This is a genomic window from Streptomyces sp. NBC_01525, from assembly GCF_045040405.1.
Lineage (GTDB): Bacteria > Actinomycetota > Actinomycetes > Streptomycetales > Streptomycetaceae > Streptomyces > Streptomyces benahoarensis.
On record NZ_CP109397.1, the window covers coordinates 3,877,127 to 3,891,982 of the forward strand.

The window sequence follows — 14,856 nt, forward strand, 5'->3', positions numbered from 1 at the left end:
TGTGACGCAAGCATCGCCCGGTTTCCCGCGGCCGGGCATCCTCCACCGGGACGAGCATCGTCCGGCGTCCGCTCCGACCAGGGGTGGAGGGCGTCTCGTACCGGCGGCCGCGGCGGTGTGCCCCGGGTGCGGCGCCCCGCCCGCCCCCGGGGTGGGCGGGCGGAGGGAACCGTGACCGGCCGGGCGGCGTTGATAGCTTGGGGCCGCACACCGCGCCCGATCCCCGCCGCTTCCCCCGTCGCACCGCAGATCCGGCGCCCTCGACACAGGAGCCTCCACCCCGTGAACAATCTCGCGCTCGGCCCCCAGTGGCTGGACCCGGATTTCCTGATCGGCACCTTCGGCCTGATCGGTGTCCTGGTCATCGTCTTCGCGGAGTCCGGCCTGCTGATCGGCTTCTTCCTGCCGGGCGACTCGCTGCTGTTCACCACCGGTCTGCTGGTGACCACCCACAAGATGGACAAGCCGCTGTGGCTGGTGTGCGCGCTGGTGGTGCTGGCCGCAGTCCTCGGTGACCAGGCCGGATACCTCTTCGGCCGCAAGGTGGGCCCGTCGCTCTTCAAGCGGCCCGACTCCAGGCTCTTCAAGCAGGAGAACGTCGAGAAGGCCCACGAATTCTTCGAGAAGTACGGGCCGAAGTCGCTGATCCTGGCCCGCTTCGTGCCGATCGTGCGGACGTTCACGCCGATCATCGCGGGCGTGAGCCGGATGAACTACCGCTCGTTCCTCACCTTCAACGTCATCGGCGGCTCCCTGTGGGGCGCCGGGGTCACCCTGCTCGGCGCCGCGCTGGGCAACATCGAGTTCGTGCACAAGAACATCGAGGCCATGCTGGTCCTGATCGTGCTGATCTCCGTCGTGCCGATCGGCGTCGAGTACCTGCGGGCCCGCGGCAAGGCCAAGAAGGCCGAGGCCGCGGTGGTCGAGCAGGCCGTGGCCGAAGGCGCGCCGGGCGACGGCCGCCGCGCTCGCCACGCCAAGCGCTGAGCCGCCTGAGGGGGCCGGGGCCCGGCTGCTGACCAGGCGCAGAACTCCGCCCCTGCCCCTCGCCCTCCCGCCCCTCCGCACTCCCACGAACCGCCCGTCCCCGCGCCCCGGGGCGGGCGGTTCGTGGTGGGGCGCGCGGGCGTACTCCTGGTACGGGATGCGCCTCCACACCATCCCGCCGCACTCCCGTACTCTCCCCTCGGTCACGCACTTCGTGGCATGACCCCCGGCGCCGTCGGGAATGTGCAGTTCATCCTGTCCGACTCCTTTGTCGGAACCGGTCAACCCCCGCCCCGCGCGCCCGGAAGCGTCATCAGGCATCGTGTCCTTGACGGTCGCAGGAGGCGTACGAGGAGCGAAGAAACGTGGCGTCGGATCCACAGCGCGGCCAGCGCTCCACCAACGGCACACCGCATGCCCAGAACGGTCACCACCGAGAGCGGAACAGCAACGGCGGCAGCGGTCCGGCGGAGCCGCCCGACGAGGACAGAAAGCCGACGCCGGACGAGGTGCGCAGCGCCTTCACACCGCCGCTGGGCGTCCCGCAGCCCCCGCTGCCCGAGGACGAGTCCAGCACCACCTCCGAATTCGCGCTGCCCGAGGGGCTGAGGCCGGAGGTCCCCGCGGAGCAGGAAGGTTCAGCCTTCGCCCCGCCCGGCGGCGCGCCCACCGGCGGCTTCCCGGCGTTCACCCCGCCGCACGGCATTCCGGTGCTCAGCCTCACCAAGGAGGCGCCGTGGCAGGACCGCATGCGGACCATGCTGCGGATGCCGATCCACGAGCGCCCCACCCCGGAGCGGACGGAGCGCCCCGACGACGAGACCGGGCCCGCGGTGCCCCGCGTCCTCGACCTCACGTTGCGTATCGGCGAGATCCTGCTCGCCGGTGGTGAGGGCGCCGAGGACGTCGAGGCGGCGATGTTCGGCGTCGCACACGCCTACGGGCTGGAGCGCGTCGAGCCGACCGTCACCTTCACCCTGCTGTCCATCTCGTACCAGCCGTCGCTGGTCGACGACCCGGTCACCGCCAGCCGCACCGTGCGACGTCGCGGCGTCGACTACACCCGGCTGTCGGCGGTCTTCCGGCTGGTCGACGACATCACCTCCGAGGGCATCACCCTGGAGGAGGCGTACCGCGGGCTCGCCGAGATCCGCCGTAACCGCCACCCGTTCCCCACCTGGGCGCTGACGCTCGCCTCCGGGCTGCTGTCCGGCGGCGCGTCCATCCTGGTCGGCGGTGGCCTGCTGGTCTTTGTGGCCGCCGCGATCGGCTCGATGCTCGGCGACCGGCTGGCGTGGCTGGCGTCCGGCCGCGGGCTGCCGGAGTTCTACCAGTTCGTGGTGGCCGCGATGCCGCCCGCGGCGATAGGCGTCGCCTTCGGCCTGGCGCACGCCAACGTCCAGGCGTCCGCGGTCATCACCGGTGGACTCTTCGCGCTGATTCCGGGACGGGCCCTGGTCGCGGGCGTCCAGGACGGCCTGACGGGTTATTACATCACCGCCGCCGCCCGCCTCCTGGAGGTCGTCTACCTCATCGTCGGCATCGTCGTCGGCGTGCTCGGCATCCTCTACATCGGGCTCCAGCTCGACCCTGGGCTCAAGCGGCTCAACCCCGAGCAGGCGCTGCACGTCTACAACGAGCCGCTGGTGCAGACCGGCGCGTCCATGCTGCTGGTGCTGGCCTTCTGCGTGCTGCTCCAGCAGGAGCGGCACACGGTGGCGTTCGCGACCCTCAACGGCGGGGTGGCCTGGGTCGTCTACGGCGCCCTCGCCAACGTCGCCGGGCTCAACGCGGTGCCGTCGACGGCCATCTCCGCCGGTCTCGTCGGCCTCTTCGGCCAGCTGCTGTCCCGTTACCGCTACGCCTCGGCGCTGCCGTACGTCACCGCGGCCATCGGCCCGCTGCTGCCGGGTAGCGCCACGTACTTCGGGCTGCTCAACTTCGCGCAGGGCAACCTCCTCGACGGCATCGCCTCGCTGATCAAGGCGGCGTCGCTGGCGCTCGCCATCGCCGTCGGCGTGAACCTCGGCAGCGAGGTCGCGCGGCTCTTCCTGCGCGCCCCCGGGCCCGAGATGCCCGGCGCCGGCCGCCGCGCCGCCAAGCGCACCCGCGGCTTCTGACCACCGGCCGACCACCCCGCGCCACGAACGGGCGGCACCCCGAGTGGGTGCCGCCCGTTCGCGTACGAAAATCAGCGCGCCGTGCGCCGGGTCCCGGGGGCCGTGGCGGCCCCGGGGAGCGCCAGTGTCAGTGGGCGCCGCCCTGCGCCTCCAGGCGCTTGTAGGACGCCTCGATCTCGGCCTCGGCCTCGGCGCGGCCGACCCAGTCGGCGCCCTCGACGGACTTGCCGGGCTCCAGGTCCTTGTAGACCTCGAAGAAGTGCTGGATCTCCAGGCGGTCGAACTCCGAGACGTGGTGGATGTCCCGCAGGTGCTCGACGCGCGGGTCGGACGCCGGGACGCACAGCAGCTTGTCGTCGCCGCCGGCCTCGTCGGTCATCCGGAACATGCCGATGGCGCGGCACTTGATGAGGCAACCGGGGAAGGTCGGCTCGTCCAGGATGACCAGCGCGTCCAGCGGGTCGCCGTCCTCGCCGAGGGTGTTCTCGACGAAGCCGTAGTCCGCCGGGTAGCTGGTCGAGGTGAAGAGTCGACGGTCCAGGCGGATCCGACCGGTCTCGTGGTCCACCTCGTACTTGTTCCGCGAACCCTTCGGGATCTCGATGGTGACGTCGAACTCCACGGGTGGCTCCTCCATGATCAACACATAGGTCTGGTGATTAAGTGTCCCCCACGCAGGTGGGTGCTGGCGAAAGGGGCTGGTCCAAGGTGCCGGAGACGGGATCGTGGCAGGTCGGATGGGAGACGGCGCGACGGTCGGCCCGGGCGTACGCCCGTACCGCGGCCCGTACGGCACAGCGGGCCGGCCACGAGGTCCGGCGGACCTGGCGCGCCGCACCGCCGCGCACACGGAGCGCCTGGCGCCTGACGGCGGTGGCCACCGCCGCGGGCCTGGCGGCCGCGACGGCCGCGGTGGCGGTGGCCGGGCCCTGGGACTCGGGTCAGCGTACGGCCGAGCGGGCCCGCGCGGGGGCCGCGGCCGGTACGGGTGGCGCACATCACGGCGGGGCGCGCGGCCGCGGTGGCGCGCCGGGGGGCGCGGACGGCGGGCCCGGGCTCCCGCAGGTCCTCCCGGCGCTCGGCATCCCGGCGGCCGACGCCTCCGGGCGCGGCGCGGCGCCGCAGCCCACCGGTGCCGGGCTCGCCGACGCGCTGTCGCCGCTGCTCAAGGACAAGGCGCTGGGCGCGCTGCGGACCGCGTCGGTCATCGATGTCGCCACCGGCCGCCAGGTGTTCGCCGCCAAGCCCACCGCGGCGGTGGTGCCCGCCTCCACCGTCAAGCTCGCCACCGCCGTCGCGGCCCTCACCACCCTGGGCGCCGACCATCGCATCGAGACGACGGTGGTGACCGCCGCGGACGCGGCGGACGACGGCAAGGGAGCCGGGGAAGGAAAGCACCCCAAGGGCGGCAAGGACGACGAGCGCCCCAAGGGCGGCAAGGACGCCAAGGACTCCAAGGGGGGCGAGGACGCCAAGGACGACGGCAAGGGCGGCAAGTCCGCGTCCCAGCGGATCGTGCTGGTCGGGGGCGGCGACCCGACGCTCACCGCCCGGGCGCCCAAGGGCGGCGCCGACGGGTCCGCCAGCCTGCGCGCCCTCGCCGACGACACCGCCCGCGCCCTCGCCGAGCGCGGCCGCAAGAAGGTTTCTCTCGGCTATGACACCTCGCTCTACTCCGGCCCCGCCGTGCACCCCATCGGCCCCAACGAGAACCTCGCCCGCGTCACCCCGCTGATGGCCGACGAGGGCCGCCTCGACGACAGCGACAGCGGCCCGGCGCCCCGCGCCGCCGACCCGTCCGCCGACGCCGCCCGTGCCTTCGCCGCCCGTCTGAAGGAGCGCGGCATCGATGTCGACGGCGCCCCGTCCGCCGCGCACGCGCCGAAGGACGCCACCCGCCTGGCCACCGTCCGCTCCCAGCCGCTCGGCGCCCTCGTCGAACGGATGCTGACCAACAGCGACAACGACATCGCCGAGGCCCTGGCCCGGCAGACCGCCCTCGGCGCCCGCCGCCCCGCCAGCTTCTCCGGCGCCGGTACCGCCGTCCGGCAGACACTTGCCGCCCAGCACCTGCCGCTGTCCGGCTCCCGCTTCGACGACGGCAGTGGGCTCGACCGCGACGACAAGGTCAGCGCCGAACTCCTCGCCCGCCTTCTGCTGCACGCCTCGGCCCCCGAGCGCCCCGAACTCCGCCCGATCGTCACCGGTCTGCCCGTCGCCGCCTTCACCGGCACCCTCGACGGCCGCTACGCCGACACCGCGGGCGCCGGGGCCGTACGCGCCAAGACCGGCACCCTCACCGGTGTGAACACCCTCGCCGGGACTGTCGTCGACGCCGACGGACGGCTGCTGGTCTTCGCGTTCATGACCAACGGCACCAGCGACGCCCAGGGCGCGCAGAAGGCCCTCGACACGCTCGCCTCGGCCGTCGCCAACTGCGGCTGCCGCTGACCCGTCGGCCCCTGAGACCACCGGTCGGCTACCCCCGAGCCGGGTGCCCACGTACCGTGAAACGCATGACGAGCATCGGTGGTGTCGAGATGGTCGACTGGAACCTCGCGGCGGCGACGGCGACGCGCTTCGTGCGGCCCGGTCCGGAGGTCAGCCGCGACGAGGCCCGGGCGATCGTGGCGGAGCTGCGCGCCCACGCCCGGTCCTCCGAGGAACACGTCCGCGCCTTCACCCGTATGGCGCAGCCCGGAGAGGCGGTGGGCGCCGAGGCGCCGCACGACACACCCGTCCTCGTCGTGGACCGCCCCGGCTGGATCAAGGCCAACGTCGCCGGGTTCCGCGCGGTGCTCAAACCTCTGCTGGACAAGATGGCCGAGCGCCGCCCCGGCGGCCCCGGGGGCGCGGTGCTCGGCGCCGTCGGCGGCAAGGTCACCGGCGTCGAGCTGGGCATGCTCCTGTCGTTCCTCGCCTCCCGGGTGCTCGGCCAGTACGAGACGTTCGCACCGGCCTCGCGCGATCTGCCCGCCGCGGCCCGGGGCGGCCGGCTGCTGCTCGTCGCACCCAACATCGTCCACGTCGAACGGGAGCTGGAGGTCGACCCGCACGACTTCCGCCTCTGGGTCTGCCTGCACGAGGAGACCCACCGCACCCAGTTCACCGCCGTGCCCTGGCTGCGCGATCACATCGAGGGCGAGATCCAGTCGTTCCTGGCCGAAACCGACATCGATCCGGGCACCCTCGTGGAACGCCTCCGCGAGGCCGCGCAGGCACTCACCGGCGCCCGGCCCGAGGGCGAGTCCGGCGAGGACGACGCCCGCTCCCTCGTCGACCTCGTCCAGACCCCCGCGCAGCGCGAGATCCTGGGCCGCCTGACCGCCGTGATGTCCCTCCTGGAGGGCCACGCCGACTTCGTCATGGACGGCGTCGGGCCCGAGGTGGTGCCCTCCGTCGCCGAGATCCGGGAGAAGTTCCAGCAGCGCCGGGCCAGCGGCGCGGGCCGCCTCGACCTCGCGCTGCGCAAACTTCTCGGCCTCGACGCCAAGCTGCGCCAGTACCGCGACGGCGAACGCTTCGTCCGCGCGGTCGTCGACGACCTCGGCATGGACGGCTTCAACCGCGTCTGGACATCGCCCAACACGCTCCCCACCAAACAGGAGATCGCCTCGCCCGCGGACTGGATCGCGCGCGTGAAGGGTGCGGCGGACGGGGCACCGTAAGGCAGAGATGCGCCACGCGCGCGCCGGACGGCAGATGTGCGCCCCCGTAATCACCCTTCTGAGGGACCGTTACCAGGGGATGGGCGTGCAATGCTCGGGGAACTGCTCGCCTCTGTCACCATCTAGGCACTCTGTGTGACGAATGTGTCGTCCACGGATCAAGGCTCCCCAGCTGAACGATTGGAAACGGACATGGGTCCCCATCCAGCGGTCGCCGCGATACGCCTGGCGGTCCGCCGCGTACTCCACGACGTGCTCAACCGGCACTGCGCGCAGGCCAGGACCGAGCCCCCGCTCGTCCTCGTCGCCTGCTCCGGCGGTGCCGACTCCATGGCGCTCGCCTCCGCCCTCGCCTTCGAAGCCCCCCGGCTCGGCGTCCGCGCGGGCGGCGTCACCGTCGACCACGGCCTCCAGGCCGGCTCCGACCTCCGTGCCGCCGAGGTCGTCCTGCGGCTGCGCTCCCTCCACCTCGACCCCGCCGAGGCGGTCGCCGTGCGCGTCGGCAAGGAAGGCGGACCCGAAGCCGCCGCCCGCGACGCCCGGTACGCCGCCCTCGACGCCGCCGCCGAACGCCACGGCGCCGCCGCCGTCCTCCTCGGCCACACCCGCGACGACCAGGCCGAGACCGTCCTCCTCGGCCTCGCCCGCGGCTCCGGCACCCGCTCCCTCTCCGGCATGGCCGCCACCACCGGCCACCTGGGCCGCTACCGCCGCCCGTTCCTCGGCGTCGACCGCCAGACCGCCCGCACCGCCTGCCTCATCCAGTCCCTCCCGGTCTGGGACGACCCGCACAACACCGACCCCGCCTACACCCGCTCCCGGCTGCGCCACGAAGGGCTGCCCGCCCTGGAGAAGGCGCTCGGCAAGGGCGTCGTTGAAGCCCTCGCCCGTACGGCCCAGCTCTCCCGGGACGACGCCGACGCCCTCGACTCCTGGGCCGCCGACGCCGAACGCACGATCCGCGGCGCGGAGGGCACGCTCGACGTCGCCGGGCTGTTCGCGCTGCCGCCCGCGGTGCGCCGCCGGGTGCTGCGCCGGGCCGTCATCGACGCGGGCGCACCGGCCGGTTCGCTCTTCGCCCGGCACATCGAGGAAGTGGACCGGCTGATCACGGCCTGGCGTGGTCAGGGCGCCCTCAACCTCCCCGGGCGCGTCGGTGTTCGACGGCAGGGTGGCAGACTTGTCATTCGGCAGGGCTGAGCCGCAGGACTGCTGCCCCGCCTGATCAGTCCGGCGACGGACACGACACCGAACCGAGCGAGAGTGGCACGGGTGGACGACAAGGACATGGGCTCCGACCTTGAGTCGGTACTCATCAGCAAAGAAGAGATCGACGCGAAGCTGGCCGAGCTGGCCGCGAAGATCGACGCGGAGTACGCGGGCAAGGACCTGCTCATCGTCGGCGTCCTGAAGGGCGCCGTGATGGTGATGGCGGACCTGGCGCGGGCGCTGTCCACCCCCGTCACGATGGACTGGATGGCCGTGTCCTCGTACGGCGCGGGCACCCAGTCCTCCGGCGTGGTGCGCATCCTCAAGGACCTCGACACCGACATCAAGGGCCGGGACGTCCTGATCGTCGAGGACATCATCGACTCCGGCCTCACGCTGTCGTGGCTGCTGTCCAACCTCGGTTCGCGCGAGCCCGCCTCGCTGGAGGTCTGCACGCTGCTGCGCAAGCCCGACGCCGCCAAGGTCGATATCGACGTGAAGTGGATCGGCTTCGACATCCCCAACGAATTCGTCGTCGGCTACGGCCTCGACTTCGCCGAGAAATACCGCAACCTGCCGTTCGTCGGCACTCTCGCACCGCACGTGTACGGCGGCTGAGGACGGCATCCGCTCGCCGGCCGTACGGGTCGGCGAGGGCCCGGAACGGCCACGGCGTGGCCGCCGCGTGGCGGCGGGAACCTGTCGGGGCCGCCCACCGTTGAAGCAGAGAACGGAATCCGAGCTCGCATTGTTCGCTGTCGGCGTCGCCGACGGGTGACAATGCTGGGGTACCGTCCGAAGGCACTCATTTTCGGGCCAGTAATACACCGTACGCACGACCAGCCCTCCGCAGGGCTGTTGTGCCTCACTGTGGCAGGAGGGACGGGGCCGTGACGGCTCCGTATGGATGGACGTGAAGCGATACTTCCGTGGGCCGGTCATGTGGATCGTGCTGGCCGTCCTCGCCGTGGTCGTGTTGATGCAGGTCGTCGGTGAATCCGGCGGCTACAAGACGGTGGACACCGGTCAGGTCGTCAAGGCGATCACTGACAACAAGGTGAAATCCGCCGAGCTGACGACCGGCGACGAGAACAAGATCAAGATCGAGTTGTCGGGCGACAACAAGATCGAGGGTTCCAACAAGCTGCAGGCGAGCTACATCGGCGACCAGGGCGTCGACATTGCCAAGAACCTGCAGGCCAAGTACCAGACCGGCGAGATCAAGGACGGCTACACGGTCGCCCCGTCGAAGCAGAACCCGTTCGTCGGGCTGCTGATCACGCTGCTTCCCTTCCTCCTCATCCCGATCATCTTCCTGTTCCTGATGAACCAGGCGCAGGGCGGTGGCTCCCGGGTGATGAACTTCGGGAAGTCCAAGGCGAAGCTGATCACCAAGGACACGCCCAAGACGACCTTCTCGGACGTCGCCGGGGCCGACGAGGCGGTCGAGGAGCTCCACGAGATCAAGGAGTTCCTCCAGGAGCCGGCGAAGTTCCAGGCCGTCGGCGCCAAGATCCCCAAGGGTGTCCTGCTGTACGGCCCGCCCGGTACGGGTAAGACGCTGCTGGCGCGCGCCGTCGCGGGCGAGGCCGGCGTGCCGTTCTACTCGATCTCCGGCTCCGACTTCGTCGAGATGTTCGTCGGTGTCGGTGCCTCCCGGGTGCGTGACCTCTTCGAGCAGGCCAAGGCGAACGCCCCGGCGATCGTCTTCGTCGACGAGATCGACGCGGTCGGCCGCCACCGTGGCGCCGGCCTCGGCGGCGGTCACGACGAGCGCGAGCAGACGCTGAATCAGCTGCTCGTCGAGATGGACGGCTTCGACGTCAAGGGCGGCGTCATCCTGATCGCCGCCACCAACCGCCCGGACATCCTCGACCCGGCGCTGCTGCGTCCCGGCCGTTTCGACCGGCAGATCGCCGTCGACCGTCCGGACATGCAGGGCCGGCTGGAGATCCTGAAGGTTCACCAGAAGGGCAAGCCGGTCGCGTCGGACGTCGACCTCACGGCCGTCGCCAAGCGGACCCCCGGCTTCACCGGTGCCGATCTCTCCAACGTCCTCAACGAGGCCGCGCTGCTGACGGCCCGTAGTGACGCGAAGCTGATCGACAACCACTTCCTGGACGAGGCGATCGACCGCGTCGTGGCCGGTCCGCAGAAGCGGACCCGGATCATGTCGGACAAGGAGAAGAAGATCACCGCGTACCACGAGGGCGGACACGCCCTGGTCGCGGCGGCTTCCCCGAACTCCGACCCGGTCCACAAGATCACGATCCTGTCCCGCGGCCGGGCCCTGGGCTACACCATGGTCCTGCCCGACGAGGACAAGTACTCCACCACCCGCAACGAAATGCTCGACCAGCTGGCGTACATGCTGGGCGGGCGCGCGGCGGAGGAGCTGGTCTTCCACGACCCGACGACCGGCGCGGCCAACGACATCGAGAAGGCCACCGCCACGGCCCGCGCCATGGTCACGCAGTACGGCATGACCGAGCGTCTCGGTGCCATCAAGTTCGGCACCGACAACTCCGAGCCCTTCCTGGGCCGCGAGATGGGCCATCAGCGCGACTACTCCGAGGAGGTCGCGGCGCTGGTCGACGAGGAGGTCAAGAAGCTCATCGAGACCGCGCACAACGAGGCGTGGGAGATCCTGGTCGAGAACCGCGACGTCCTCGACAACCTCGTCCTGGAGCTCCTGGAGAAGGAGACCCTGGGCAAGGAGGAGATCGCCGAGGTCTTCAAGCACATCGTGAAGCGCCCGGCCCGCCCGGCGTGGACCGGCTCCTCGCGGCGTACCCCGTCGTCCCGGCCGCCGGTGCTCTCCCCGCGGGAGCTGTCCCCGGCCAACGGCACGGTCCCGGGCAACGGCACCGTTTCGATGGACAAGACGGAGTCCACGGAGGACACCCGCGAGAGCTGACGCGGGGATCACACCGCCCCGGAATGTCCGCCGCGCCTCCCAGGTTCTAGCCTGGGAGGCGCGGCATTTCCGCATCCGGAGCGGGCGCAGAAGGAACGAGGCACCACATGACCGACCCTGTGACGCTGGACGGCGACGCCACGATCGGCGATTTCGACGAGAAGCGTGCCGAGAACGCCGTGCGGGAGCTGCTGATCGCGGTCGGTGAGGACCCGGACCGCGAGGGCCTGCTGGAGACCCCGGCGCGGGTGGCGCGGGCGTACAAGGAGATCTTCGCCGGGCTGCGGCAGAAGCCCGAGGACGTCCTGACCACGACGTTCGACCTCGGCCACGATGAGATGGTGCTGGTCAAGGACATCGAGGTGACTTCGAACTGCGAGCACCACCTGGTGCCGTTCGTCGGGGTGGCGCACGTCGGGTACATACCGTCCGCCGACGGGAAGATCACCGGGCTGTCGAAGCTGGCCCGGCTGGTGGACGTCTTCGCCCGCCGTCCGCAGGTCCAGGAGCGGCTGACGACGCAGATCGCCGACTCGCTGATGGAGATCCTGGAGCCGCGCGGCGTCATCGTCGTCATCGAGTGCGAGCACATGTGCATGACGATGCGCGGGGTCCGTAAGCCCGGTGCGAAGACCACCACCTCCGCGGTCCGCGGTCAGCTCCGCGACCCGGCGACCCGCGCCGAGGCGATGAGCCTGATACTCGCCCGATAAGGCGGTACGGATACGGAGAAGGGGCGGGCGCTCACGGGCGCCCGCCCCTTCTCCGTATCCGTACGGTGTTCCGCCGGGTCACACCTTCAGGCGGCTGCCCAGCCACTCCATGGCGGCGGGGATCTCGCGGCGCCAGGTGTTGAAGTTGTGGCCGCCGCTGTCGAGGATGATCGACGAGACCCGGGACGGCGACTTCGTCTGCTGGATGAACTTCAGCGTCTCGTGGAAGTTGCCCTCGCCCTGCTTGCTGCTGGTGACCAGCAGGTTCACCGGCGGCGCCGGGAGGTGACGCTGGCGCCAGAGCAGGTTGTTCTCCCGCTCCAGCTGCGGGTCGCCCCCGAAGAGGTCGCCGGTGGTGGCGTCCAGCGGCGCCTTGTAGCTGCCGGAGAGGGCGACGGCGGTGGAGTACGACTCGGGGTGGCGCATCGTCATCTTCAGCGCGCAGTAGCCGCCGGTGGAGTCGCCGATGACGCCCCAGCTCTTCGCGTCCTTGCCGACGCGGAAGTGGCCGGCGATGTCGTGGCGCAGGTCCTGGGTGAAGAACGTCTCGGTCTGCGGGCCCCCGGGCACGTCCACGCACTCGGTGTCGCGGGGCGGCGCGACGGTCGGCCGCATCATCACCAGGACCATCGGCTGCATCTTGCCCTTGCCGTGCAGCGCGTGCTGGGTCTGCGGGAAGTGCAGCTTCTTGTAGAGCGCCTCGGCGGTGCCGGGGTAGCCGGTGAGGACCAGCGCGGCCGGGAAGTTCTTGTGGGCGTGGGCGCGCTGGAAGTACTGGGGCGGCAGATAGACGAAGGCGGGGCTGCTGATGCCGGACTTCTCGCCGTGGAGCAGCACCTTCTCGATCCGCCCGGCGACCTGTGGCCGGGAGCTGCCGTCGACGTTGAACCGCTCGGCGCCGAGCCTCTGCAGCCGGGTGCCGTCCGGGCCGGATGTGTAGTTCGTCACGACGCCGGGCTCCTGCTCCTGACCGAGGAGGTCGGCCCAGGAAGCGTAGAAGCCGAACGAGTTGTTGGCGGCGAGCCCGACGGCCGCGAACAGCGATATCTGCGTGAGGAGCAGGACGCCGACCCGGCCGAGGACCGGGCGCCAGCTGCGTCCCGACAGTCGCGGCCAGAGCCAGACCGTGAGCACGAAGAATGCCACGGCGAGGACGACGGCCAGTATCAGCAGCTTTTTGCTGGTGAGACCCATGTGGTGCTTTCTCCCGGGCGGCCGGTCCACCCGTCCGCTGATGGAACCCCGAGCCCTGAAACGCCGTCATACAGGGCGCAAAAGTCCGGAAGCTGCGACCAGGTTCGCACGTTCTCTCGACCGGGGCGACGGGAAAGTGATGTCTGACAGGCTAGATGGCGAAAAGTCGGAGACGGTTGCGTGGCGTGGGCCACGCTGGCTCCGAGGGCCTCGGCCCGCATCGGTACCGCCGCTCATCGGCAGCGCCGGTGTCCTGGTCGGTCTGCTCGACATCGTCTCCGGCGTCTTCCCGCGTTTCCGCCACAGCCGGATGCACGCCCTGGCCGAGGTGCTGCCGGGCGCGGTCAGCCCGCTCGCGGCCGCCGCCTCCCTCGTCGTCGGCATCCTGCTGCTCCTCCTGGCGCACGGCCTCAAACGGCGCAAGCGCCGGGCGTGGACAGCGGCGGTGGCGCTGCTGCCGGTCGGCGCCGTCGCCCAGCTGGTGTACCGCCACTCGGCGTTCGGCGCCGTGCTCTCGCTGCTCCTGCTGGGCTTCCTGGTGTCGCACCGCAAGGAGTTCGCGGCGCTGCCCGATCCACGCAGCCGCTGGAAGGCGCTGGCCAACGCGGTGGTGCTGGGCGGCGCGAGCTTCGGCATCGGCCTGGTGATCGTCAGCTCGCACCCGGACCGCATCGTCGGCTCGCCGACCCTGTGGGAGCGCGTCCAGCACGTCCTGTGGGGGCTGTGCGGCTTCGAGGGCCCCATCGCGTACACCCACGGCGTCGACTACACCGTCGGCTACTCGCTCGGCGCGCTCGGCCTGCTGACCGCCGCCACCACCGCCTACCTGGCGTTCCGGCCCGAGCATCCGGCGGCGCGGCTCACCGAGGACGACGAGCGGCGGCTGCGGGAGTTGCTGGAGCGGCACGGCGGCCGGGACTCGCTCGGCTACTTCGCGCTCCGCCGCGACAAGGGCGCCGTCTTCTCGCCGACCGGCAAGGCGGCCGTCTGCTACCGGGTGATCTCCGGGGTGATGCTCGCCAGCGGCGACCCGATCGGTGACGTCGAGGCGTGGCCCGGCGCCATCGAGCGGTTCATGGAGGTGGCGCGGGCGCACTCCTGGACGCCCGCGGTGACCGGCTGCAGCGAGACCGGCGGCCAGGTGTGGACCCGCGAGACCGGTATGGACGCCCTGGAGCTGGGCGACGAGGCGATCGTCGACGTCGCCGGCTTCACGCTCAGCGGCCGGTCGATGCGTAACGTCCGCCAGATGGTCAAGCGCATCGAGCGCAACGGCTACGAGACCCGGGTGCGGCGGGTGCGGGATCTGGAGCCGGAGGAGCTGGCGCGCATCCAGCGGGCGGCCGACGCCTGGCGGGACACCGACACCGAGCGCGGCTTCTCCATGGCGCTGGGCCGGATCGACGCGGACGCCGACGGCGACGCGGTCATCGCCACCGCCCACCAGGCACCGGAGGAGGGCGCGGAGCCCGGCCCGTTCGGCGACCTCAAGGCGATGCAGCACTACGTGCCGTGGGGCCGGGACGGCATCTCGCTGGAGCTGATGCGCCGCGACCGCTCGGCCGACCCGGGGATGAACGAGCTGCTGATCGTCGCCGCGCTCCAGGCCGCGCCGGAGCTGAAGATCGCGCGGGTGTCGCTGAACTTCGCGGTCTTCCGCTCGTCCCTGGAGCGCGGCGAGAAGCTGGGCGCCGGGCCGGTCATCCGGGTCTGGCGCGGGATGTTGATCTTCCTGTCGCGGTGGTACCAGATCGAGTCGCTGTACAAGTTCAACGACAAGTTCCAGCCGCATTGGGAGCCTCGCTTCGTGGTCTTCCGCAACAGCCGCGACATCCCGCGCATCGGGCTGGCCGCGCTACAGGCCGAGGGCTACCTGGAGCTGCGGCTGCCGCGCGCGCTGCGCCGCCGGACACCCGCCGAGCCTCTGCCCTGCGCGCATGTGCCGACGCCGCGGTCCGTTCCGGGTGCGGTCGAGCGGGCCGCCTGAGTACGGCGCGGGCCGGGACCGAGCGCGGTCCGGACAGCCCCGTTCCGGTCGTCGGCGGCCC

The 14,856-nt window shown here is 71.4% G+C and carries 11 protein-coding genes; 9 read left to right on the forward strand and 2 right to left on the reverse strand.

The features are described 5' to 3' along the window. The first annotated feature begins 282 nt into the window (after positions 1-282). Both OG422_RS17460 and OG422_RS17465 read left to right on the forward strand, forming a co-directional pair. Positions 283-987 (forward strand): DedA family protein, encoded by a 705-nt coding sequence (locus tag OG422_RS17460; RefSeq protein WP_405743637.1) that lies wholly within the window; start codon positions 283-285, stop codon positions 985-987. Positions 988-1,352: 365 nt separating this feature from the next. Then, a complete protein-coding gene (locus OG422_RS17465; protein WP_143941018.1) occupies positions 1,353-3,107 on the forward strand; it encodes a threonine/serine exporter ThrE family protein in 1,755 nt (584 codons plus the stop codon). 127 nt (positions 3,108-3,234) lie between these two features. Here the strand turns inward: OG422_RS17465 and OG422_RS17470 are convergent, their stop codons facing one another. Further along, on the reverse strand, positions 3,235-3,729 hold the full coding sequence (locus OG422_RS17470; protein ID WP_003968257.1) for an inorganic diphosphatase: 495 nt from the start codon (positions 3,727-3,729) through the stop codon (positions 3,235-3,237). A gap of 86 nt (positions 3,730-3,815) precedes the next feature. On the opposite strand from OG422_RS17470, the gene dacB reads away from it, so the two are divergent. The 6 genes from dacB to folE all read left to right on the forward strand — a co-directional run bounded on the left by dacB (position 3,816) and on the right by folE (position 11,614). Next, positions 3,816-5,558, forward strand: a complete 1,743-nt coding sequence (gene dacB / locus OG422_RS17475) for a D-alanyl-D-alanine carboxypeptidase/D-alanyl-D-alanine-endopeptidase (RefSeq protein ID WP_405743638.1) — start codon at positions 3,816-3,818, stop codon at positions 5,556-5,558. A 65-nt stretch (positions 5,559-5,623) separates the two neighbouring features. Continuing rightward, positions 5,624-6,775 (forward strand): zinc-dependent metalloprotease, encoded by a 1,152-nt coding sequence (locus tag OG422_RS17480; RefSeq protein WP_143941020.1) that lies wholly within the window; start codon positions 5,624-5,626, stop codon positions 6,773-6,775. Positions 6,776-6,967: 192 nt separating this feature from the next. Continuing rightward, entirely contained in the window at positions 6,968-7,975 is a 1,008-nt protein-coding gene (gene tilS, locus OG422_RS17485) for a tRNA lysidine(34) synthetase TilS (RefSeq protein WP_143941021.1), read from the forward strand. A gap of 87 nt (positions 7,976-8,062) precedes the next feature. Further along, positions 8,063-8,602, forward strand: coding sequence for a hypoxanthine phosphoribosyltransferase (gene hpt, locus OG422_RS17490; RefSeq protein ID WP_143941039.1), 540 nt, complete (start codon positions 8,063-8,065; stop codon positions 8,600-8,602). Positions 8,603-8,891: 289 nt separating this feature from the next. Further along, a complete protein-coding gene (ftsH, locus tag OG422_RS17495; RefSeq protein ID WP_143941022.1) occupies positions 8,892-10,901 on the forward strand; it encodes an ATP-dependent zinc metalloprotease FtsH in 2,010 nt (669 codons plus the stop codon). A 107-nt stretch (positions 10,902-11,008) separates the two neighbouring features. Beyond that, positions 11,009-11,614 carry a GTP cyclohydrolase I FolE gene (gene folE, locus OG422_RS17500; protein WP_143941023.1) on the forward strand — a complete coding sequence of 202 codons (606 nt, stop codon included), beginning with the start codon at positions 11,009-11,011 and terminating at the stop codon, positions 11,612-11,614. Positions 11,615-11,692: 78 nt separating this feature from the next. Here folE and OG422_RS17505 read toward each other — a convergent pair whose 3' ends face one another. Then, a complete protein-coding gene (locus OG422_RS17505) occupies positions 11,693-12,808 on the reverse strand; it encodes an alpha/beta hydrolase (RefSeq protein WP_405743639.1) in 1,116 nt (371 codons plus the stop codon). Between the two features lie 139 nt (positions 12,809-12,947). Between OG422_RS17505 and OG422_RS17510 the strand changes: the two genes are divergently transcribed. Beyond that, on the forward strand, positions 12,948-14,795 hold the full coding sequence (locus tag OG422_RS17510; protein WP_405743640.1) for a phosphatidylglycerol lysyltransferase domain-containing protein: 1,848 nt from the start codon (positions 12,948-12,950) through the stop codon (positions 14,793-14,795). The last annotated feature ends 61 nt before the right edge of the window (positions 14,796-14,856 follow it).